This window comes from Paenibacillus pabuli NBRC 13638, from assembly GCF_001514495.1.
GTDB lineage: Bacteria > Bacillota > Bacilli > Paenibacillales > Paenibacillaceae > Paenibacillus > Paenibacillus pabuli.
Genome location: NZ_BCNM01000001.1, coordinates 887,984 through 912,437, shown reverse-complemented (window position 1 = coordinate 912,437; position 24,454 = coordinate 887,984). Strand labels below are relative to the sequence as shown.

Below are 24,454 nucleotides of genomic sequence, written 5' to 3'. Positions count from 1 at the left end.
CCGGTCAAATCTATATGAAGCCGGAGAACGTGCCGCTGAGTACGTTTTTGAAAGCTGCCATATCCATGCCGAATATTGATATCAAGAATGCAGAAGAGGCCGCGAAATTCAATGCCGTGTCCCTGAATTCTGCACAAATCTTCATCGGAGCTTTGCCGATCTTGCTGATCTATCCCTTCCTCCAAAAATTCTTTGCAAAAGGTATCGTCATTGGTGCTGTGAAGGAGTAAGTACATTCAGGAATGGGAGGGCCAAAGTTCATATGAAGAAAAAAAAGAAATCAGCAGTACTGGAAGCGATGGAAACGGACGCATGGTCGTTATTTATAAATAATTTGAAAAACTCAATGTATATGTAGTAATGACTGGTAGCTAAATTTAATTTATATTTTCCGGAGGAATCAAATTGAAGAAGAATTACGAAAATGAAATTCAATCCTTATTACTTAAAATGACCATAGAAGAAAAGGTTGGACAACTTCAGCAGTGTGGACCATCTTTGGTAGGAGCATTTGATGTAAGCTTCGAAGAACTGGTTAATATGGTGTTTGACGGAAGGATCAGCAAAGCCGATTTCCAGATCATGATGAGTACAGCTAAACAGGATTTTCGCGAGGAAGACTTAAGAGCAGGCAAAATCGGTTCCTATAATGGACTAAATGATGCGAAAAAGGCTAATGAGCTGCAAAAAATAGCTGTAACTGAAACGCGTCTAGGTATTCCACTTTTGTTCGGATACGATGTGATCCATGGCTATCGCACCGTAACACCAATTCCGCTTGCAGAAAGCTGCGCGTGGGAGCCTGAATTATGGAAAAGAACAGCAAGGATCTCGGCAGAAGAAGCGACGGCAGGCGGTGTCCATATGACATTCGCTCCAATGGTGGATGTAGCAAAGGATGCCAGATGGGGCCGTGTCAGTGAAGGGGCAGGAGAAGATGTTTTACTGTCATCCATTTACGGTGCTGCAAAAGTAAATGGATTTCAAGGGGATGATTTGACAAAGGAAGACGCGATGGTGGCCTGCGTTAAACATTTTACCGGTTATGGTGCAGCGGAGGCGGGGAAAGATTACAACCGGGTGGATATGTCGATGCAGCGTTTATTCGAAGAATATCTCCCGCCATTCAAGGCTTGTATTAAAGCCGGAGCAAGAGCGGTCATGCCCGCTTTTAATGATATTAATGGAATGCCATGTACGGTGAATTCATGGCTCCTCACAGGTGTTCTTCGAGGTGAATGGGGATTTGACGGAATGACGATTAGCGATGCGAATGCCATTGCAGAATGTGTCACTCATGGAATTGCAGAGAACCTAGCAGATGCAGCTAAGCAGGCCATTGAAGCCGGACTCGACATGGATATGACCTCGAATGCTTACAGTGAAACGCTGGCCGAACTGATTGCTAACGGTGGTGTGAAAGAACAAGTGCTGGATAGAGCTGTGGCTGATATCCTGCGGATTAAGTTTGAACTGGGATTATTTGATCAACCGTACCGTACTTCGGAAGCACGTGAGAAAGCTGCTATATTGAAGCCAGCCTACCGTTCCCTGGCAAGAGAAGCTGCAGAGAAATCCATCGTTTTGCTGAAAAACGATAATGTGCTGCCTTTAAAAAATGGGGTGAAGCTTGGGTTAATGGGTGAGCTGGCCAATAACCGGGAGGAAATGACAGGAGCCTGGGCCATCAAAGCAGACGGACAAGACTGTGTAAGCCTTGTCGATGCTTGCAAGGCTCAAGGAATTAACTTTATTTACATGGCTGAAGATACAGTGATTCCTGAAGAGTGTGATGTTTATGTCGCTTCTATTGGAGAATTCAAAAATCAGAGTGGTGAAGCGGCCAGTCGTGCTTCTATTGAGCTGCCCACAGAACAGATCGATTTATTGAAGAGATTAATAGAAACAGGTAAACCGGTGATTGCCGTTCTGTTTAATGGAAGGCCCCTAGCAATCCCATGGGTAGCGGACAACGTACATGCAATTGTCGAGGCATGGCATCCGGGTGTAGAAGCAGGGAATGCCATCTTAGATATACTGTTCGGGATAATAAATCCATCCGCTAAATTAACCACAACCTTTCCTTATTCCAGCGGGCAATGCCCGGTTTACTATGCACATACTAATACCGGTCGCCCGGGAGGAAAGAGTAAATTCACTTCAAAATATTTAGACACACCGCTTGAGCCGGTTTATCCGTTTGGATATGGCTTAAGCTATACAACATTCCTATATTCGGATCTGCAGGTGAGGAAAGAGCATGAAGGAATCAGAGTGTCCGTTAAGGTAAGGAATACCGGAGATCGCGATGGAACTGAGATTATTCAGTGTTATATCCGCGATATCGTGGCGAAGCGTGTGCGGCCTGTAAAACAGCTGGTTGATTTTACGAAGATTCCATTGCAGGCAGGAGTGGAAAGCGGAGTCGATTTTCTAGTCCCCTATAAGGCAATGGGCTACTATGACATGAGTATGAATTATGTTATTGAAGAAGGAGAATTTGAAATTTTTGTGGGAGGTAATTCAGAAGATTGTCTGTCAAGTAGGTTCTGGCTGTAAAACCGTAAAACTTGCTCTACTGCGATTTTTCAGAAAAAGAACATAGCGAGATCATTACTTATTTACATCGAATCGAAATCAATGAGTTAAAAATAGAAGGGAAGGGTCTTGTAGTGCCAAATAAATTAAATGATGTTCTATCCGGAAGGGAAGCTAACTATATCTTGCCGTTTTTTTGGCAGCATGGAGAAGATGAAGTGGTTCTTCGGGAAGAAATGGCCCGGATTCACGAATCGGGTATAGGTGCAGTATGTGTTGAAGCACGTCCGCACCCCGACTTTCTTGGACCGAACTGGTGGAGAGACATGGATATAATTATAGAAGAAGCCAAGACACGAGGAATGCGAGTATGGGTTCTCGATGACGATCACTTTCCAACAGGTCACGCTGCCGGCCGGTTAAAGGACGCGCCGGAAGAATTGCGCCGCGTTTTTCTATCTAAACTGCATATTGATGCTCTAGGACCAAAGGCGGGCTCATCATTTGCTGTGGCCGTTCCCAATCTTCCCGGATTTTATGAAGCCGCCTCGTCCAACCTGACTGTCATTGCGGTTCAGCGGAACTCTGTTACAGGCGAATTATTAGACGAGGCTATTGATTTGACTTCACGGGTGGTGAACGGCAGATTGTATTGGGATGTACCTGAAGGATACTGGAGAATATTTACGGTTTTTGAGAATGCCATCGGAGGAGACCCTTCCAAGCGGGATTACTTGAATCCGCTTATAAAGGATTCAACCAAAGTCTTGATCGATACCGTGTATGAAGCCTTTTACTCACGTTACCAGGAATACTTCGGGAATACCTTTGCAGGCTTCTTTTCGGATGAGCCGGGCTTCTACAGTGGAAAGAATGCAATTATTACCAACTATGAGATTACCGTTGGGCAAGATAAGGCAGATTTGCCATGGTGCCCTGAGATGGAACGGCTGCTTGAGCAAGAACTGGGCTCTGACTATAAAACACTTTTACCCTTGCTATGGCAAAATGGCAGCAAGGAGGCAACTTCGAAGACTCGCTATTGTTATATGAAACTGGTAAGCATGCTATATGCCGAACACTTCACCGACCAAATCGGTGATTGGTGTAGAGAACGGAAAATCGAATATATTGGTCATGTAATCGAAGACAACAATACACACGCACGTTTGGGTGTCGGTAGCGGGCATTTCTTCAGAGCGTTGGGGGGACAGGACATGTCGGGGCTGGATGTCGTACTGTGGCAGCTTAATCCCGGCTTTGATGAAATCCCGTCGGCATGGGTTGCGGGTGAAGCCGACAACGAGTTTTTCAACTATGGTCTTGCCAAGATGGCGGCATCGCTGTCCCATCTTGATCCGAAAAAGCAAGGTAGAACCATGGCTGAAGTATTCGGTGCTTACGGTTGGGCCGAAGGTCTGAAGCTGATGAAGTGGATGACTGACCACATGCTCGTACGTGGGGTTAATTACTTCGTCCCTCATGCGTTCTCTCCAAAGGAGTTCCCCGATCCGGATTGTCCGCCGCATATGTATGCACGAGGTAAAAATCCGCAATATCGTTATTACAAACATTTAAATCATTATACTAATCGCATGTCTCATCTCCTGACCGGCGGATTGCACATCGCATCGGCGGCGGTTTTGTACCATGCGGAGGCAGAATGGTCAGGACAATACATGTATTTTCATAAACCGGTAAAGGAACTAATGCGTGCGCAGATTGACTGCGATGTCGTGCCGTGTGATTCGATCATTGCGGATGCAGCAGTTCAGAACGAGAAACTGACGTTGTTGAGCGAAACTTATGACTGTTTAATCGTTCCTTACAGTGAAGCACTTCCGAGTGAAGTATTGCTGCGGTTTATTGAATTAACGGAGAAAGGTTTGCCGGTTTTCTTTGTGGGCGGGCTACCAGCAAGAACGAGCGAGGGTGGGAAAGGGGAACTTGTAGAGCAATTAAAACGATGCAAACATGTAAAAGTAGTTGCTCTTGAAGATTTAGCGCAGAAGTTAAAAAGCTCCGGGTTTACAGATATCCTCACGGACGGCAGCTACCCGTTTCTGCGATACTATCATGTACGGCATCAGGATATGGATGTATTTATGTTCTTCAATGAACACCCCATTCAGGATATATGTACGGAAGTGATTCTACCGGTTAAGGGTTCGCTTGTCTTCTATGATGCTTATTCCAATAAGGTTATCCATACGTGCAGTGTTCAGGAAGGTGATTCTACCCGAATCTCGCTCGAGCTGTCCCCATTTGAGGCGATTGTTGTGCTATCAAGCGATTGCTTTGAACCATTCGAGACAGCGCCGGACTTGAAAAGAGATGGTGAGGAGATTCTCATTGAATCATTGTGGTCTATCTCGACAGCAATCTCAGAACAATATCCTCACTTTACCCCATGGGCCGAGCATCAAAAGTTGACCGATCTAAGTGTACCTAGTCTTCTACCAGAATTCTCAGGGACGTTCCGATATGAAACATTTTTGAACTACGATAGGCTTAACGGAAAACAACTTATTCTTGATCTTGGGAAAGTATTTGAAACAGCGGAAGTGTTCATAAACGGCACATCCGCTGGTGTCCGGATCAGCGCACCCTACCTTTTTGACGTAAGTAAGCTTATTCAATCAGGAGAAAATACCATTTCTGTTGAAGTAACCAATACGCTTTCAAAAGAGATTACGGATTTCTGTTCCCGGGTAGCACAGCATGACCCAAGTGGTCTTCTTGGACCTGTCCGGTTGAGTGCTCGTTAGAATTTTTTCGGAGTTACATGACATTAAGTAGTTACCGCATCCTGTAGCATTGGATCTCATAGACGGGTACGATTGAAGCTGTCGCTTACAAAGATGACAAGGAATATGGACGTTAAAACTAAAGAGCTAACTTGTGAATGAGGCAGTTGCCCATCCTGATTTTATCTTGAATTCAGAAGGGAACTGCCTTTTGTCAGGGTGACTTGATTCCCTTATGTCTTCCGCGTCTTACTTATACCCTATGAGTTGTGAATCAATTGCACCCTTTTACATCAGTTTATTTTCAGTTTAGTTTCCACTAATAAAATATGAAAGAACAAAGATACGGAAACAATATATTAATTAATTTGACACCGTATTGAAAAAATCAAACTAAAAGGGTTAGGAGGATTGTCTATGAATTAAAAGTGATTAAAGCGAGAGTTAATGAACTGCAAGCTAAGCATAAGTGTTATCGTCAATTCACAAAATAAGAGAGGTTATTACATGAGTGAAAATAATGGAATTCCAGAACATACTTCAGAAAAAAAAAGCTTTTTCAAGCGTTACCGAGTTGCTATCCTTATCGCGTTTATTGCAATCGCGGGCATCGGTGCTTTAGCGTATTATTGGCTTAATACCGCAGGCGGAACGAAAGTGAGTAAGCTCGGCGTTATGAAAATAAGGGAAAACGCTATTACAATCAGAAAAGAAGCGAATGAAAAGGATACTTTGGGTAAGAGAATAGTTATTGAACGAGATGGTAAGGATCCAGTAGAAGCCATCTGGTATGAACCAGAAGGACGTACGGAAGATCTTCCGGTGTTTGTCTATGCGCATGGTGGTGCGTGGATCAGCTTTGATGCAATCGATGGAGATGAATTTAATAAAAAGATCGCAGACTCAGCTAACTGCGTCGTTGTCAATCTTAACTATAGATTGCTTCAAACAGAGCCATTCCCTTACCAACAGGAAGAAATGGCTGATACGGTAAAATGGCTGCAGGAAAATGCAGAATCCTTGAAAGTTCAACCTGACAATATTGTCATTAGCGGAGGAAGTGCTGGGGGACACATTACTGCCGGTGCTGCGCTGCTTCTTTCAAGAGAAAACATTAAAGTTGCTGCGCAACTCCTTGAAATGCCCTTTCTTGACTTTACAGCACCCAAAGAGGATGATTTAGGAATTTTTAGTGGGTTTATTGGACAGCTCCATGATACCTTCTTTCCTGATGTTCCCACTGATGACCCAATTGTATCTCCTCCCTATGCTTCAGCGGAAGAACTCAAGAAGCTTCCCCCTGCTTATTTTATCCTTGGAAAGCAAGACCCGCTTCATTTGCAGGGCGAACGATATGCAAAGATATTGGAGAAGGAAGACATTTATACAAATATTAAATACTTCGATACTAATCACGGATATACAGTAGAGAAGAAGGATGAAAACGGCGAGACTGTTAGTGTAGCTGATATCGAAAATAACGAAGCGGGTGAAAAATATAAAATTGAGTTGCTCCAAAGTATATTTAATAAATGACCTATTAGCCAAAGACAGCGTAATGCCTTTAGAAGCATAATTCCTTCTCCCGAGGGCTCTCTACGAGTTCCCGGGAGTTTTTTTAATCCTGTTTACAAAAATAAGAACAACATTTGGAGTTCGCTATAGAAGCAGCGTACGCTTATGGTCACTCTGCTGTTCAATGGCGGACTTACACTCACGTATCTGGTTGCAGAAGGCTCAGAGCATTTCAGTAAGGACTTTCTTCTGAAAAGCGCACCAAATACTTTGTTTCCGGACGCTACTTTAAGCTTTGGTGTTGACGGATCAATGGTATTGAAAATCTGATATTCTTTATATTGCTTCGACTTACAAAATTAAGAGAAATACGTTTGAAGTAACAAACGATGGAAGGTATAAACTCTCTTAAATAAAAATATGGTAGATGAAAAGTTGCGGTATCTTGCCGCTGGAGGATCGGTCAAATTGGATCTCTATACTGAAATTAATACATTTAATTAATCTAACTAAACCGAAAAACACCGTAAGGTGATTTTTTGTGGTGACAAAAGTCGGTAAACCACTTTGTACTAGATATGCAAATTACAAGGCAGCGGCTTGTACCAGAAATAGTTAAAAGTGCGCTATCAGAGTTTCATTTCCGTTATATTAATCTATTCTAGGGGATGCCTATAATAAATTCAGATTTAGTAATTAAGTTTGAGGCAGTTTTCTCAGTGAAATGGAGGAGAAGCGAGTGTTAAAGCAGGATTTTAACAAAGATTGGACATTCGGAAATAATATAAGCATTATTGAAGCTTCTACGAAGGGTATTAAGAAAAATTTAAACCATGTGGATTTGCCCCATGATGCGATGATCTTGACGGAGCGCTCAGCAGATAACCCTGCTGGTTCAGGAGGAGCATATTTTCAAGGCGGAAATTATGAGTATGTAAAGAAACTCATTTTACCAAAAGAGGATCAGGGGAAAGTTGTCTTTCTAGAATTTGAAGGCGTTTACATGAATACTTTCGTTTATGTTAACGGTGATCTGGCAGGTAAAAATGATTACGGGTACACGAATTTCTATGTGCAGATCAACGATTTTCTTCGCTACGGACAAGAGAACGAAGTTAAGGTTGTGGTGAAGAACGGCTCCCAACCCAATAGCCGTTGGTATACCGGCTCAGGGATTTACCGTAATGTCAAGCTGATGAAAGCGGAACCGATTTATATTGCCATGGACGGCGTTCGGATTACAACAGTAGATGCAGAACCGGATCTGGCCGTACTCCAAATTGAGATCGCGATCAAAAATGAGAATCTGGGACTGCACACCGGTTATGCAATCACCACAATCAAGGACGCTGAAGAAAAAGTAGTAAGCGAGGAGGCGACGAAATTCTCAGTAGCATCCCGAGGTGAGATATCGGCCTGGCAGAGAATAACACTGTCGTCTCCTAAACTCTGGGACACGGATAACCCGAATCTGTACACTTGCACTACAGTCATAAAGTTGAACGACAAGGTTGTGGACGAAGACATCACGACATTTGGTATACGCAAGCTGCAGCTGGACAGCGTTCATGGCCTGCGCATCAATGGTAGGACGTTGAAGTTAAAAGGAGGATGCATTCACCATGATAACGGAGTCATTGGCGCCGCTGCCTTCAAAGACGCCGAAGAACGCCGGATTCGTAAGCTAAAAGAAGCAGGTTACAATGCAATACGCGCTGCCCACCACCCGATGGGCAGAACGCTGTTGGATGCTTGCGATAAGCACGGTATGCTTGTGATGGATGAATTGACCGACTGTTGGACGCACGGCAAAATCGATTATGACTACGCCACAACGTTTATAGAGCATTGGGAACAGGACGTGGAACGCATGATTGGCAAGGATTACAACCATCCTAGTGTTATCATGTATTCGATCGGTAATGAACTTGCGGAAATTGGTTCTCGACATGGTAACATTCTGGGCCGAAAAATTATTGAGAAGATTCGTTCACTGGATGACACCCGTTACATCACCAATGGCGTGAATCCAATCATGACCACCTTGGGAAGGATCAAAGAAATCGCAGTTGACCAAGGATTCTCTGAATTAAGCAGTTCGCTGGATAGCGGTGAGATTAATCAGGTTATGCAAGCGATGGGACCGCTTATGGGTCAATTTTCATCAAGTAACATCATTCAAGACATGATCGAGGAAGCACTGGGAGTGCTAGACATCGAAGGTTACAATTATTCACCTGAACGGTACCTCATTGAACACGAGAAGTCCAACAATAAAACCTTTGTTGGCGCAGAGTCACATCCGGCAGCACTGGACCATATATGGGAAATTGTGAAAAATAACGGATTTGTATTGGGAGACTTTTCGTGGACCGCTTGGGATTACCTGGGTGAGGTTGGCATCGGCAAAGTCAGTTATGAAGGAGACCCAGGCATCATTGTCTATGCTCCATATCCATGGATTACCGCCCAGACCGGGGATTTCGATATTACGGGTCACCGGCTTCCGATTTCCTATTGGCGTGAGATTGTGTGGGGTGGACGCGGTCACAAGCCCTACATTGCCGTGCAGAAACCTGAGTACTATGGTCGAGATGCAAAATTGAGCCTATGGGGCTGGACGGATTCCATAAGCAGCTGGACATGGCCCGGTTGGGAGGGCAAAGGAGTCGTAGTTGAGGTATACTCGGATGCTGAGGAAGCAGAACTATTTATCAATGGTAAATCTCAAGGCAGGAAGACGGTTGGAGACGATTTCAAGAAGTTTTACTGCAAGTGGGATACCACATTTGAGCCAGGGGAAGTTGAAGCTGTTGCTTACATCGGAGGCAAGGAAGTCGGACGTTACAACCTGAAGTCGGCCGGAGCACCGCAACTGAAAGTGACCAAGGAGCGCGAAGATCTGCGTGCAGGGTCAAACGATCTTTGCTACGTTAACATTGAACTTGTTGATGCCAGCGGAATCCTTAATACGGCGGTGCAGCGGAAAGTTACAGTTGCCATAGAGGGACCAGCCGTCATTCAAGGCAGTGGAACGGGAAGAGCGAGAACGGAAGAGAACTATTTCGATTCGATGCATGAGACTTACAACGGTCGAATGCAGGTCGTCGTTCGGGCTGGTGTGGAAAAAGGAACTGCTACGCTGATTATTTCCACTGAGAAATCAGAAAGCGTAACGATTGAAATACCTGTAGTGTAAGCGATAAGCAAAAACAGCTCCCCATCCTGGATCGCCAGATGATTCGGATGGGGAACTGTTTTTTTGTCATACGATTTAATAACCTTTACAGTTTTCTTAAGGATCAGAAAACAGTTTTTTAGAAGCGTTAAAAAGAATACAAGGTTGACGGTTTCAATTGCCATTACCCATTGACGGCAGCATTTTTTGTTTTAGCTATGCTGACCCAATCATATTAAGAATACGATATGTATGCTTGTATTCCTCTATATCGTCGCCTAAATGCGCCAATCTATAATTAGGTAAGTGATGTGTGTGATGGATATTAAAAAAACTAATTCTGAGAGGTTCTCATGAAAATTATTCATTTAAAAACCAACCGTGTGGTGAATCCATTGGGCTTTGATTTAGGCAAACCGAGATTTTCATACACTGTAATCGACACGAATGGCAAGAAGCAAGCGGCAGCCCGGTATGTGGTGGCGCTTGATGATGAATTCCAAGACGTTGTATTTGACAGCGGAACGAGAGAGGATATTAACAGTCTTGCCTTTGAGCTTCCGCTAGAATTGATGCCGCGAAGCCGCTATTTTTGGCGTGTAGAGGTATGGGCGGATAATGGAGAGCACGCCACAAGCGAGACTGCTTGGTTTGAGACAGCCAAGCTGAGCGAAGCATGGAAAGGGACATGGATCACTCCAAAATTCAATAAGACCATTCATCCGATTTTAAAAAAATCGTTACTGCTGAAAGGCCCCGTTGCTTCGGCTCGAGTCTATGTATGTGGACTGGGGCTTTACGAAATATATATTAACGGTCTAAAAGCCGGAAACGAATTTCTGACACCTAACTTCAATAATTATCATAAATGGCTGCAATATCAAACATATGATGTGACCGAACTTCTGCAAACAGGTCAGAATGAGATATCGGTAAGGCTTGGAAATGGCTTATACAAAGGGCGTTTTGGTTTTGACGGCCATTCGAGCGAGATCTACGGTAATACGTTTGCTCTTCTATATGAAATGGTTGTGACATACAGGGACGGCTCAACTGAGATCATTGTTTCCAATGATTCATGGACTGCGGAACAAAGTCAAATTATATCGGGAAATTTATACGACGGTGAAATTTATGATGCAACTTTTCAAGCCTCTGAAAGCTATCCCGTTAGAGAAGTTGAACTTGGCTATGATCGACTCAAGGCCAGGCTTAGTCTTCCTGTAGTGATCAAGGAGAAAAGGAAGCCTCTCGAAGTGATTCATACTCCTGCGGGCGAGACGGTCTTGGATATGGGGCAGAACATGGTAGGCTGGATCGAATATCGGACCAACGCTCCCAAAGGAAGTATCATTCGGTTACAATACGGCGAAGTGCTACAGGAAGGAAATTTCTACCGAGATAATTTGCGCACCGCAATGGCGGAACATCAATTTACGGCAGATGGACGGGAAACGATCGTTCGTCCTTACTTCACCTACTATGGATTCAGATATGTAAAGGTTGAAGGCTGGATCGGACAATTGAATTCTGAGGATTTTACTGGATGTGTTCTTTATTCGGACCTTGATGATACAGGGCATTTCGAGACCGACAATTCTCTGATCAACCGCTTGTTTCAGAATGCAAAGTGGGGACAAAAGGGGAACTTCCTGGATGTTCCGACAGATTGCCCTCAGCGGGATGAACGAATGGGCTGGACGGGGGACGCTCAGGTATTCTCTGGTACCGCCTGTTTTAATATGGACTCCTATGCTTTTTTCAACAAGTATTGCTATGACCTTGGAAGTGAACAGGAGGAACACCAAGGAGAGGTTCCGGTGGTTGTTCCTGCTGCTAATATTCGTGTGGGTGGTTCCAGCGCTTGGGGAGATGCGTCCGTAATTATTCCATGGAATGTATATCTACATTACGGAGATGTGACCATTCTTCAGCAGCAGTTTGAAAGCATGAAAGGATGGGCCGACTACATTATAAAAAAAGATACGGACTCAGGGGGACGTAGACTATGGACGGTAGGGTTCCATTTTGGAGATTGGCTTTCCCTAGACAGCAGCAATCCGGATTCTCCTTTCGGCGGAACCGATAAGGATTTCATCGCCTCTGCGTACTACTGTTATTCAACAAACATTGTGGCCAAAGCAGCGAAGGTATTAGGGCAGGAAGCAGAAGCGGCATACTATGAGCGTATTTCAAAGGAAATTAAAGTTGCAATTCAGGAGGAATTTTTTACTATAACAGGCCGGTTGGCGATCGATACACAAACTGCATACGCTGTTGCGCTGTTTATGGATTTGGTTCCAAAAGACTATATCGACAAAGTGGTTGAGGCTCTACGGAAGCGTTTAAAAGCTGACCGTAATCACCTGAAAACAGGGTTTGTCGGAACACCTTACTTAAATCATGTACTGACAAATCATGGATGTAATGATCTTGCTTATACTTTACTGCTTAATGACGACTACCCGAGTTGGCTTTATGCCGTGAAGCTGGGTGCAACGACCATTTGGGAACGGTGGAATTCAGTTCTACCAGACGGAACGATTAGCGGTACAGGCATGAATTCCTTAAACCATTATGCTTACGGCGCAATCGTAGAATGGATGTATCGTTGCATGGCGGGAATTAATCCCGTTGAGGAGGCCCCGGGTTTCCAGCGCGTGGAGCTCGTCCCGCAACCGGATAACCGGCTGAAGTGGGTGAAAGCAACAGTTGAAACCGCATCGGGCACCTATCGTAGCGGATGGGAGATTGATAAGGAAGGAAGGCTTGATTTTACTTTTGATATTCCTTTCAATGCATCTGCCCGTATACGATTACCCCATGCCCATTTAAAGGATTTAGAAATTAACGGTGTTACCTGGGAGTTTACTGACATAACCGGAGAACAACTTGAGGAAGAGGTCCTATTGGAATTATTCAGTGGAAGCTATTCGATCAGCTATTCTCCGACCAAGAGTTATTTGAGGATATTTAGCACGAAAACTCCACTAATTGAACTTTTGCACCACAATGAGGCTGCACCGCTCATACGGACAATGATGTCTGAACAGGTTAAAGTCAATCCGGATGATTTGGGCGCTTCAATCGGTAATTCCTCCCTCCGGGATTTGGCAGCGTTCTATTCATTGCCTACACATATTTTGGATCAAATGGATGAACGTTTAAGCCAAATAAAATAACATTCATCAGGTTTAACGACAGATATTCCCGAAAAAGCTATTTAGGGGATGAGAGAAATGAAGTACTTATACAAAAAAGAATTAATCAAATATACAGATAACCTGTCCATCAAAATGTACGTTTGTCGAATAGAAACTGTTCCTTTACATTGGCATCAAGAGTTGGAAATTATCATGTTAGTTAAAGGCGATCTCCAAGTTCATGCGGAAACCCATGACTATTGTATGCAAAAAGGCGATCTAATCTTGATTAACTCGAATAATGTCCATTCCTTTACGGGTACGGATTATCAAAATTTAGCCGTGATCATACAAATGGATATGAATATGTTCCAGAATCTTCATCCCCAAATTGAGAAAATGGAGTTTATTTGTAATAGTGTTACGGATCTAAAATCACTGGACAAATATGCTACTTTAAAAAGTTTTTTAATAAATATTTTACGAGTATTTCATACTAAAGAGACAGGATTTATTATTGAAATTTCCATTATCCTACAGCAAATTATCCTCAGTCTTATCAGAGAATTTGAAATAAATATGATTGATGAAGAAAATCTGGAAAAATCAAATGACAATCTGAAAAGGTTAGAACGAATCCTAGATTATATCGATCTAAACTATAACAGGAAGATAACTTTGGAGGAAATATCCAATCATGAGTATCTAAGTAAGTATTATTTCTCTCATTTCTTCAAAAATAAGATGGGGATGAGTTTTCAATCCTATTTAAAATATGTACGGTTAAGAAAGGCTTATGAAATGCTCCTGCACACCAATGAAAGAGTAATTGACGTTGCAATGATGAATGGGTTTGCTAATTCCCAGATTTTCGCTTCCAGCTTCAAGGAGCAATATGGAATGACACCAAAACAGTTTAGAATAGAGTCCAAGCATGGGAAGCTAGAGTTGAAGAACGATGACAAAGTTCAAGATCATAAATATGTTGATGAAGATATTAAACAGGCACTTAATTTATTGAAGTAAAACGTAAGACCAACTTCCAAAGTTCACTTTGTAGGTTGGTCTTTATTTTAGCAGTATTACTCGGACTCGTCTTCAAACTCAAGCAAGCCACACCATAGAACGCAACACAGGCTTATGTCATTTCTTGAGCCTATTGCAATGCAGTTGTAAGTAAAGTATTCATCTCATCAGCAGATTCTTGCATGCCCCGCATCATCCACTCCACAATCCAGCCATATAGTCCATAGGCAAAGAAAGACTTTCTATAGGCATCTATGTTTGATGATTCACCCTTGGGGCCGCAGATATCCAAAATGGTATCAAGAATCAATTCTGTCAGATGGTTACGGTACAAAAGCTGATAGAAATTGTCGTTGTCCTTATAGTGCTGAAACAGACTGCCAAAAAGGTTTTGCGGATTGGAGTTGGGGTTACTTTCAAATTCAGATCCCCATTTTTGTGTCAGATACATAACGTGCTGTCTGAGGACATCTGTTTTATCAGAGAAATTACGATAGAAGGATGCTCTGCCAACCTCAGCGTTCATTGTTATTTCGCTGATGGAAATGTCAGACAAAGTACGTTTCTGCATAAGCTGAATGAGTGTAGTCGTAATCTGTTCTTTGACATATCGGTTCTTCTGTTGATTATTAATGATGATACATTCCTTTGCTTTTGTCTCATTTTTGGTGGCTGCATTGACGATCAGTCAATTAGGTTGATACAATTGTCACATCGAAGAAGACTATAATAAATAATTCAATTTGTCAAGGGAGTAATGTATGGAAAAGTCAAATGGAAAGAAACGGCATATTCTGCGGAATACAATGATAAGCATTTTTATAGTAATTGCGGTTTTGGCTATCGTAGTTTTTGTTATGCTAAAAAACTCCGTTCTAATCAGCTTTCCGGAATTGAAGGGAAGCCCGGAAGTAGGAGAGTGGTATGCTATTACGCCGGAAGAGGCAAAATCGTCTGATGGGAGCGAATGGAATGGATTCATTCGTTTAGGAAGCGAAAATAAGGTTATGGTGTATTTCTTTGGTGGTGGAGCAAGTATAAATGAATACACTGCAGCGCATCCAAAAGACTTTTATGCAGATGTGGTAAAAAACCAAGATTTCGTCGCTAAGATGGGAATTGCAAGTGATACAGAAGATAACCCATTTAAAGATTGGACAATCCTTGTTCTTCCATACAGTACAGGCGATTTTCATTCAGGAACAGGTGAATATGCCTATTCGGATGACAAGGGGAACTCAAAAACGTTATATCATTATGGCTATACTAATTTCTCTCTTTTCATGAAGGAGGCAGTAAAGTATACTGGCACGCCGGATACACTCCTTGTTACTGGATTTTCTGCTGGGGGATTTGGAACATCACTACTTGCAGATGATGTTATTGATTATTATCCATCAACCTCAAATGTTACAGTTGCTGTTGACAGTTCTTTGCTGCTCACAGATGATTGGCAGGATATATCTGAGAATGTCTGGAAATCCCCACAACCAATATCAGAACGTCTCAATACGGACAATATCGTGCTTGACAGCCTGACGGCATTATCTGACAAACGTGGAGATAGCGTGAAAATATTGTTTGATAGTTCTGTGCGAGATGGGGAGCTGGCGAAGTGGCAGGCATATCTTGATCATGGAGAAATGTCGGCAACCGATAAAAGTGGTGATGTTTTTCAGTCAAATCTGAAAGCGATGGTTGAAGGGCTTCAAAACAATATACCAGGCGTGGGAATCTACATCTGGGATGGCCTGTCTTATAACAAGAAGCTAAACCTGACACAACACACAATCATTTCAAGTAATGTGTTTGATAAATTAAATGGTAAGAAGAGCATAAGTGATTGGATATTAGATGCAGTAAATGGTGATGTCCATAATTATGGAATTGAATTATTAGAAAAAGAATATTGATAGTCTTCCGAAATTTTATACCTACATGAAAAGCAGATAAGGAGCAGTTTATGAAAAAAGCAGGGAGATTATTGAAAATGTTAGGGAAAGTTTTGTTAATCCTCTTGGGAATATTAGTGCTAGTGGTGGTTAGCATGACGCTCTATGGTAAATGGAAATCGACGCAGCCGCTTTTAGATGAAGGCTATTCTGATGTTTACAAGACTGAAAGTCCGTTAGAACAAAAATATATCAAAATGGGAACGTATGATGTTTCTACTATTGAATATGATTCAAATGATGATGAAGGTGTTCAGACTAAAGTTTGGTACCCGACTGAATTGACAAATACCGATCACACTTATCCTCTAATTGTGATTGCAAATGCTAGCGACATGAGTGCAAGTAGATACGAACCCTTTTTTAAGCATCTTGCGACATGGGGATTTGTAGTTGTGGGGAATGAAGACCGTATGTCTAGTAGTGGAAAGTTTAACGCAGAAAGCCTTGACTTAATGCTCGAATTAAATTCAAATGCCGATAATATATTCTATGGGAAAATAGACATTAACAATATTGGGATAGCAGGGTATTCTCAAGGTGGTGTTGGAGCCATCAACGCCGTAACCGCTCAAGAAAACGGTCATTACTACAAAACAATTTTTACAGGGAGTGCTGCAAATTTTGAACTCTCGAAAGCATTGGGGTGGAACTACGATGTAAGTAAAATCACCATCCCCTATTTTATGACAGCCGGCACTCTCAAAAATGATACGGGAGAGGATAACGGAATAGGAGTAGCACCGCTATCATCCCTTATTAAAAACTACGATTTGATTACCAATGATGTTTTGAAAGTCCGAGCCAGGGCAGTGAATGCTGACCATGAAGATATGCTGGTACACTCTGATGGATATTTGACAGCATGGATGATGTACCACCTGCAGGGAGATGAAGAAGCAGGTAAGGCATTCCTTGGGAAAAATGCGGAGATTCTAAATAATGCTAACTGGCAGGATGTGCAAATATCAAAATAAGCGTAAAATAACCCACACCTATTTACCAGGATGTGGGTTATTTTACGTTGTGTCGATTTCCAGCCGTCCTTCTTTCATGAATACTGTAAGTTTCCCTGTTTTCCCACTGATTCAAGCTGTAGGTAATTCCCCCGCTGCGTTCTCTTCAGCTGCAACTTATGATAGCCGGCATAGCCATTTACATGTAGATCCCCAATGAAGCTTGTCAAGTAACTGCGTGGGTGTTCCCGCCTTGTGTCGGCTGGTAATGGTAGAATAAACAATTTTTAATACATGGTTCAGCAAGTTATAGCAAGAAGTCAATCTGTTCCCTCTCTAAAATAGAGTAGTAGGGAGGCGAAGGAGGGCTGAAATGGATTTAATTGGATTGGACATTGGGTCGACAGGAGCGAAGTGCATAATTACGAATTCTGATGGTAATGTGATGGCTCAAGCGTATGAGGAATACAGTATGGAGTCGCCGATAAGCGGTTATTTTGAATTGAATCCTCAGATTGTTTGGGAAGCAGTTCAATCCATAATGCATTCTGTAATAAGAGAGTATAACAAACGGAGTACTCATCTCGCTGGTATTTCAATTTCTTCCTTTGGAGAAGCTGCAGTTTTCATCGACAAGGAAGGCAGAGAGCTTGGGAACAGCTTGCTTTATATCGACAGCAGGGGAAATGAGCAATTAAAAGCGTTTATCAAAAAAATAGAAGCGGATGAAATTATCCATAAAACAGGCTTGAAGCCTCATTCAATGTATACGCTCTCTAAATTGATGTGGTACCGGGAGGAGCAGCCGGATATTTATGCAAAGATTCATACGTTTCTTCCTTTTGGCTCCTATATTCTTTACAAGCTGGGTGCCGGCCCTATTCTGGATTATTCTTTGGCCTCCAGAACAATGGCATTTGATGTCCGTAGGCTCCAGTGGGATGAACATATTATAGAGGTGGCTGGCTTACACAAAAGGATATTTCCGGAGATTGCAGCTCTGGGAACAGTAGTCGGTCAGATTTCGCTGGAGGCAGCACAAAACTTCGGGTTACCTTCTGATTTCAAACTGGTATTAGGCGGGCATGATCAGGTGTGCGCTGCTATAGGAGCGGGGATAACAGAAGAAGGCTCGGCTGTTGATGGAATTGGAACAGTAGAGTGTATCACACCGGTTTTTAGTAAAGAGACGATAAATCAACAGGATATGGCATCCAGCAATCTAGCTCTGGTTCCATTTATCAAAGGAAAATATGCAACCTACGCTTTTAATTTTACGGGGGGTTCTTTACTCAAATGGTATAGAGATCAGTTTGGCTATGAAGAGAAAATGGAAGCGGATCTAACGGGACGAAGTGTATATGACATTATGAGTGAGAACGTTAGTGACAGACCCACCAATATTCTGGTGCTGCCGCACTTCGCAGGATCAGGCACTCCGTATATGAATCCTTTGGCAGTAGGAGCTGTACTAGGGATTGATTTCAACACTACGAAGTCAGATTTATTTAGAGCTTTAATGGAAGGCGTTACCTATGAGATGAGGCAAAATATAGAATGCCTGGAACAAGCGGGAATCCGGATTGATAAATTACGAGCTTGTGGTGGCGGGGCCAAGTCAGATCTGTGGTTACAAATCAAAGCAGACATTATGAATAAAACGATCGTTGCACTTGATATAGATGAAGCAGGAATATTAGGCACCATCATCCTTTGCGGAGTAGCGCTTGGTGAGTTCTCTTCTTATGAGGAAGCTACACGACGTTTGGTGAAAGTGAATAAAACATTTCATCCTCAAGCAAAAAATCGGAAGCAATATGACGAGAATTACGCCAAATATAAACGCTTGTATCAAGCGGTTAACGAAGTAATGTCAAACGAACCCATGGAAAGGTAGATTTCTGACTGAACGAAAAGTAGACAGGAGATGTATAAGAATGCCTTTAGTTACGCTAAATGAGCTGATGAAAGATGCTGAAGCCAAGAATTACGCCGTTGGTGCCTACAATGTTAATAATCTGGAATTGATCCGGGGCATCATTGCTGCCGCCGAAGATTCACAATCGCCGGTAATTCTTTCCTTCGCTGAAGTTCATATTCCCCTTGTGCCGCTTGAGGTTATTGCTCCGATTATGCTAGAAGCCGCGAGAAAAGCCAAGGTTCCAGTTGCTGTGCATCTTGATCATGGGCAAGATCATGAGATTTTGATCCGTGCGATGAAACTTGGCTTTTCCTCTATCATGTTTGACGGTGCACATTTGCAGCTTGAAGAGAATATTAGACAGACGAATGAGATCAGCAAAATTGCGAAAGCTCTCGGTGTTTCAGTTGAAGCCGAGCTTGGCAAGATACTTCGCCCCGAGGGCGGCGGGGATGAGGAAGAAGAGGAAGAGTATGATCCGGATGATATCTACACCAATCCAAAGGAAGCCAAGACATTTATAGAAAATACAAATATTGATGCTCTGGCCGTCGCTTATGGAACCGCACACGGCGTCTACACCAAAGAACCTGTCCTGGATTTTGACCGTCTGCAGTTGATTAAGGATATAACCGGCATGCCGCTGGTGATGCATGGAGGATCCGGACTGGATGAAGCAGCCTATGTGAAATCTATTCAATGCGGAATTCGCAAGCTTAACTACTATTCAAACATGGCATTTGAGGTGGCCAATACAATTCAGTCGAAATTGAATGAAAATAGAGCTCAAAACAAAAAAAGTTACTATCATGATCTTTCTAAATGGGCCATGGAGGCCATTCAGGAGGACATTGTACGAACTATGAGAATTTTCGGAAGTGCGGGAAAAGCCTAGAGCTTGACCAACCAAAATTTGAAGGAGCTACAGTGATGGTAAGACTTTATGGCAAGGAATGGACCCGGCGTGAATTGGAGTCGAGGGTTGGCAGAATGGATCAACTTGGTGGAGTACAGCGTTTTGTTATGAGGGAAGGACCGGAGGCAGGTCAAGAGGCCTTTCAAGTGCGTACGGGTGCTGGACTCTCCTATTGGGTTCACCCCAGCAAAGGGATGGATATCTCGCTAGCTGAATTTTGTGGTATCCCGGTTAGCTGGTCTGCAAGCAATGGGAATCCCCATTCTTCTTACTATGACGCTGAAGGAAATAACTGGCTACGTTCAGCTTCAGGCGGTTTGCTGATGACTTGTGGCTTATCACAGGTAGGAGCATCGGGACAGGATGAGTATGGATCATTTGGCTTGCACGGACAAATTCATCATACTCCAGCCCGTCAGACTTCCTATTACGCAGAATGGCATGGAACCGATTATGAGATGTTCACACGCGGAGTGTTGGAGGAAACATCGATTTTCGGCCATACACTTCGCCTAACTCGTACAATCATAAGCAGGCTTGGGGAGAACCGTCTGAAGATTATGGATACTGTCGAAAATGTAAGTTTCATACCAGTGCCGCACATGATGCTATATCATTTTAACTTCGGTTTTCCTCTACTAATGGAAGATACGATCATTGTATTGCCGGAAAGCAAATCTACCTCTCGTGATGCAGGGATGGATATGTCCAGGTTACACGAGTGGCAGGCCCCAGATCCTCTTTTTACGGAACAAGTTTACTACCATGAACCATTAGAGCAGCAAGAGAAGATCAGTGTCCAGATTATTAGTCCTTCATTCCCTGTAAACGATTTTAATTCTTCCTCAAAGGGTCTCACCGTGGAATTGAAGTGGGATCCAGTAACGTTACCCAGATTGGTACAGTGGAGAATGCCAGGTGCTGGTGAGCATGTACTGGGAATAGAACCGTCCAATTGCTGGACCAAAGGTAGAGCGGAGGAGCGCAAGACCGATTCGTTAAGGATGCTTCAGCCAGGAGAAACCGTTCAATATGAAATTGAATTAAATTTTAAATCTAACTAAGTGGAGGATAACGATATGTTGCATGCTAAACCTTATGTATTTTGGTTCGTGACAGGAAGTCAAGGTTTGTACGGAGATGATGTATTGTCCAAAGTAGAGAGTAACTCCAAAAAAATGATTGCTGAATTGAATCATGAGGCTAACCTTCCATACTCCATTCAATTCAAAGAAGTAGTCACTACTCCTGAAGCGATTCGCCGTGTTTGTCTTGAGGCAAACTCCAGTGAAAACTGTGCGGGCATCCTAACATGGATGCATACCTTCTCACCAGCTAAAATGTGGATCTCTGGATTGAATCAATTGCGCAAGCCGTTGCTTCATCTGCATACCCAGTATAATGTGGACATTCCTTGGGACAGCATCGACATGGAGTTTATGAACTTGAATCAAGCGGCGCATGGCGACCGGGAGTTTGGTTTTATTGGCGCACGCCTCGGAACGGCAAGAAAAATTATTGCAGGGCATTGGAAAGATGAAGAGGTACGCACAAGAATTGGTGCATGGATGAAGACCTCCGCTGGTTACACCGAGAGCCAAACTATGAAAATCGCCAGATTCGGTGATAACATGCGCTATGTGGCTGTGACTGAAGGGGACAAAGTCGAAGGACAAATAAAATTCGGGTGGACTATTAACGGATATCCAGCGGGTGATTTAGCCGAACGCGTTAAAGAAGTGAGTGAAGCCAAGGTACGGGAACTGATGGATGAATATACCGAATTGTATGATTTCACTGATAACGGTCGTATTGAAGGAGCTGAAAGAGAGGCAATCCATGAACAGGCAAGAATGGAAATTGCTCTGACTGAATTCCTGAATGAAGGTGGTTATACTGCGTTTGTAACCAGCTTTCAGGATCTGCATGGTTTAAAACAGTTGCCCGGGTTGGCGGCACAGCGTCTAATGGCAGCAGGTTATGGATTTGGCGGGGAAGGAGATTGGAAAACGGCAGCCTTGGTACGGATGATGAAAATGATGGCCGATAACAAAGGTACTTCTTTCATGGAAGATTACACGTATCATTTGCAAAAAGGTAACGCGATGGTACTGGGTTCACATATGCTGGAAATATGCCCGACACTAGCAGCAGACAGACCGAGAATTGAAGTGCACCCTCTATTTGTAGGCGGTAAGGGTGACCCCGCCCGTCTGATCTTTAATGGAGCAAGCGGCAAAGGGGTTAACGCAACCGTGGTGGACATGGGTGACCGTTTCCGTTTGATCGTTAATGAAGTGAATGCGGTACAGAATGAAAAACGCATGCCTCACCTTCCCGTAGCCAGCTTGCTCTGGAAACCCGAACCGTCATTGACTAAAGCGGCAGAGGCTTGGATTCTTGCAGGGGGCGCACATCACTTTGGATTCTCTTTCCATGTAACGAGCGAGCAGCTTAAAGATTGGGCGCGCATGGCAGGAATTGAATGCCTAGTTATCAACACTTCGACCACGTTGGATTCCTTGGAGAATGAAATCCGCTGGAATGATCTCTATTATAGATTGAATCACTAGTTAGTGTTGGACTTGAAAATCATTTGAACCGAACAAAGCCAATTATAATCTAGGGTCTACCATTAGTTTACTAAAACTGTTGGTAGACTTTTTAACTACATAGTGGCGGATTTAGTTTTACCACTCATCACTTTAGCGATTTTTTCCAGTAACGTTATTTCCGATTTTCCAACCTCAAGTTAAAATGTACCCATTGTAATCGTAAAAGAAGACAACGGGGAGGACATCTTAAAGTTTAAGAAAGTCGCCAATTTAAATAGTGAAATAGTGAATTTCTTTGGTGTTTTCGTAACCGGAAATTTATACGTCCTATTGATTATATAGTGCTTACTAGGCTGTTACTTAACGATGGTAAGTTAGGTCATATCATCAGTTGGTTCTTTGTTAAGAGAATTTTGACCATACTTTTCCCCAAATTGTTCCACACTTTTTAATATAGGAAGAAAATCCATTCCTTTTTCGGTTAAAGAATATTCCACTTTGGGCGGAATTTCTGAGAAAACATGGCGCTCGATAAACCCATCTTTCTCTAATTCTCTTAGTTGCTTAGTTAAGGATCCTTGTGAAATATTAGTGAATGTGGACTTAATCTCCCCAAAACGTCGTTTTTGCGTTGAAAGAAGCCAAAGAATCATAATTTTCCATCTTCCTGAAAGTACATGTTGGGTATGAATTAAACCATATACAATTGAGTCTCCATTGATTAAATCAGAGTTGATACCATCCTTACAGATGCGGCCCATAGTATATCTTCCTTTCTCTCCATTAGTACTAAAAAAGTGACTAGGTCACATTTTTTTGCCTACTTCCAATGTTAAAGTGATGTGTTTATTATATGAAACATCGATTACTAACTCAACGATGGTATGTAGGGAGCTAGTGGTAATTATCTTGGATTGGTATGAAAGGAGTTTTTTTATGAATAGAGTAACCAAATTACTGGGGATCAAGTATCCCATTATATCTGCAGCTATGAGCTGGGTTACCTCGGCTAAATTTGTTGCTGCAGTCTCGAATGCTGGAGGAATGGGAGTCCTTGGGCCCAACGCTGGACAAAACAACTCCGCGAGGAGTTTGGATGAATTTGTAGAGAACGTACGAAGTGAGATCAGGAAAGTAAGGGAGTTGACGGATAGACCGTTTGCAGTCAATTACATTTTACCCTTCGATGCTAATGGTACAAGTTCATTCACTAACGCATTGTTTGATGTTTTAGTTGAAGAGAACGTAAAGATAGTTGTAGTAATCGGAGTTATAATGCACCGAAACGAAATAGAAAAATTAAAAAAACACGGTTTCACAGTAATTTACCGCCCAATTAACCCAACAGTTCAAAATTTAATTGAAGCTGAGACTGCAGGAGTAGATGCCCTTATTGTAACTGGAAATGAAGCAGGAGGCCATATTAGCCAGTATGAAATTAGCCTGTTTACGCTTGTCCCTCAAGCGACAGATTCTTTGAAGATCCCCGTTATTGCAGCAGGAGGAGTTATCGATGGCAGAGGGGTAAAAGCTGTGATGGATTTAGGCGCAGAAGGAGTATACATGGGCACTCGTTTTGTAGCGACTCATGAGAATCCTGCCAGTGATGCGGCCAAGCAAGCAATTCTTCAAGTTACTAGTGATGAATTTCTCAGACTTGAAGGAGTTAATGAACGAACCATCCCTACAATTGGAGGTAAGAGAGCCTTTCAACTTATTAAAGAAGGAAAACACGATGAAGCTGGAACCTATATAAAAAACGGATTTAAAACGGGATTACTTGACGGAAATCTGGAGGTTGGTACAATTTCCATCTCTCCATCGGCAGGAGGGATCAAAGAAATTAAAACTTGCAAACAGGTTATAGATGAGATTGTTAATGCTATTTCATAACGAAAAAAATCTTCTGAAACATCTAAAAACGAAGAATATCATTTCATAAACCAAAAGTGGTGACCATTTCCGGAATCCACTCGGGAAAAGGTCACCACTTTTATGAAGTTTTTT

The 24,454-nt window shown here is 42.7% G+C and carries 15 protein-coding genes and 1 pseudogene; 14 read left to right on the top strand and 2 right to left on the bottom strand.

The window, feature by feature from the left end; all coding sequences use genetic code 11:
• From PPA03S_RS33550 to PPA03S_RS03520, 7 genes and pseudogenes are all read left to right on the top strand, one after another.
• Positions 1-230, top strand: a pseudogene (locus tag PPA03S_RS33550) (carbohydrate ABC transporter permease); the annotation flags it as partial.
• A gap of 175 nt (positions 231-405) precedes the next feature.
• Entirely contained in the window at positions 406-2,559 is a 2,154-nt protein-coding gene (locus PPA03S_RS03545) for a glycoside hydrolase family 3 N-terminal domain-containing protein (RefSeq protein ID WP_217998914.1), read from the top strand.
• Positions 2,560-2,672: 113 nt separating this feature from the next.
• Positions 2,673-5,306, top strand: a complete 2,634-nt coding sequence (locus PPA03S_RS03540) for a glycosylhydrolase-like jelly roll fold domain-containing protein (RefSeq protein WP_062319829.1) — start codon at positions 2,673-2,675, stop codon at positions 5,304-5,306.
• 486 nt (positions 5,307-5,792) lie between these two features.
• A complete protein-coding gene (locus PPA03S_RS03535; protein WP_062319827.1) occupies positions 5,793-6,821 on the top strand; it encodes an alpha/beta hydrolase in 1,029 nt (342 codons plus the stop codon).
• 718 nt (positions 6,822-7,539) lie between these two features.
• The gene (locus PPA03S_RS03530) at positions 7,540-9,999 is read left to right on the top strand and encodes a glycoside hydrolase family 2 TIM barrel-domain containing protein (protein WP_062319825.1); all 2,460 of its coding nucleotides are present in this window, start codon (positions 7,540-7,542) and stop codon (positions 9,997-9,999) included.
• 332 nt (positions 10,000-10,331) lie between these two features.
• Positions 10,332-13,160 carry an alpha-L-rhamnosidase gene (locus PPA03S_RS03525; RefSeq protein WP_062319823.1) on the top strand — a complete coding sequence of 943 codons (2,829 nt, stop codon included), beginning with the start codon at positions 10,332-10,334 and terminating at the stop codon, positions 13,158-13,160.
• Positions 13,161-13,217: 57 nt separating this feature from the next.
• On the top strand, positions 13,218-14,147 hold the full coding sequence (locus tag PPA03S_RS03520; protein ID WP_062319821.1) for an AraC family transcriptional regulator: 930 nt from the start codon (positions 13,218-13,220) through the stop codon (positions 14,145-14,147).
• A gap of 130 nt (positions 14,148-14,277) precedes the next feature.
• On the opposite strand, the gene PPA03S_RS03515 is transcribed toward PPA03S_RS03520, so the two are convergent.
• Positions 14,278-14,718 (bottom strand): TetR-like C-terminal domain-containing protein, encoded by a 441-nt coding sequence (locus PPA03S_RS03515; RefSeq protein WP_217998915.1) that lies wholly within the window; start codon positions 14,716-14,718, stop codon positions 14,278-14,280.
• A 190-nt stretch (positions 14,719-14,908) separates the two neighbouring features.
• On the opposite strand from PPA03S_RS03515, the gene PPA03S_RS03510 reads away from it, so the two are divergent.
• The 6 genes from PPA03S_RS03510 (at position 14,909) to araA (ending at position 22,465) form a co-directional block, all read left to right on the top strand.
• Entirely contained in the window at positions 14,909-16,060 is a 1,152-nt protein-coding gene (locus PPA03S_RS03510) for a pectin acetylesterase-family hydrolase (protein WP_082703977.1), read from the top strand.
• Positions 16,061-16,110: 50 nt separating this feature from the next.
• Positions 16,111-17,076 (top strand): poly(ethylene terephthalate) hydrolase family protein, encoded by a 966-nt coding sequence (locus PPA03S_RS03505; protein WP_062319817.1) that lies wholly within the window; start codon positions 16,111-16,113, stop codon positions 17,074-17,076.
• Between the two features lie 352 nt (positions 17,077-17,428).
• Positions 17,429-18,952: an FGGY-family carbohydrate kinase gene (locus PPA03S_RS03500; protein WP_062319815.1), complete on the top strand. Its 1,524-nt coding sequence runs from the start codon at positions 17,429-17,431 to the stop codon at positions 18,950-18,952.
• A gap of 40 nt (positions 18,953-18,992) precedes the next feature.
• Positions 18,993-19,871, top strand: a complete 879-nt coding sequence (locus PPA03S_RS03495; RefSeq protein ID WP_062319813.1) for a class II fructose-bisphosphate aldolase — start codon at positions 18,993-18,995, stop codon at positions 19,869-19,871.
• A 35-nt stretch (positions 19,872-19,906) separates the two neighbouring features.
• Positions 19,907-20,956 (top strand): aldose 1-epimerase family protein, encoded by a 1,050-nt coding sequence (locus PPA03S_RS03490; protein ID WP_062319811.1) that lies wholly within the window; start codon positions 19,907-19,909, stop codon positions 20,954-20,956.
• 15 nt (positions 20,957-20,971) lie between these two features.
• Positions 20,972-22,465, top strand: coding sequence for an L-arabinose isomerase (gene araA / locus PPA03S_RS03485; protein WP_062319809.1), 1,494 nt, complete (start codon positions 20,972-20,974; stop codon positions 22,463-22,465).
• A gap of 356 nt (positions 22,466-22,821) precedes the next feature.
• On the opposite strand, the gene PPA03S_RS03480 is transcribed toward araA, so the two are convergent.
• Entirely contained in the window at positions 22,822-23,208 is a 387-nt protein-coding gene (locus tag PPA03S_RS03480; protein ID WP_062319807.1) for a winged helix-turn-helix transcriptional regulator, read from the bottom strand.
• Positions 23,209-23,383: 175 nt separating this feature from the next.
• On the opposite strand from PPA03S_RS03480, the gene PPA03S_RS03475 reads away from it, so the two are divergent.
• On the top strand, positions 23,384-24,340 hold the full coding sequence (locus tag PPA03S_RS03475; RefSeq protein WP_062319805.1) for an NAD(P)H-dependent flavin oxidoreductase: 957 nt from the start codon (positions 23,384-23,386) through the stop codon (positions 24,338-24,340).
• The last annotated feature ends 114 nt before the right edge of the window (positions 24,341-24,454 follow it).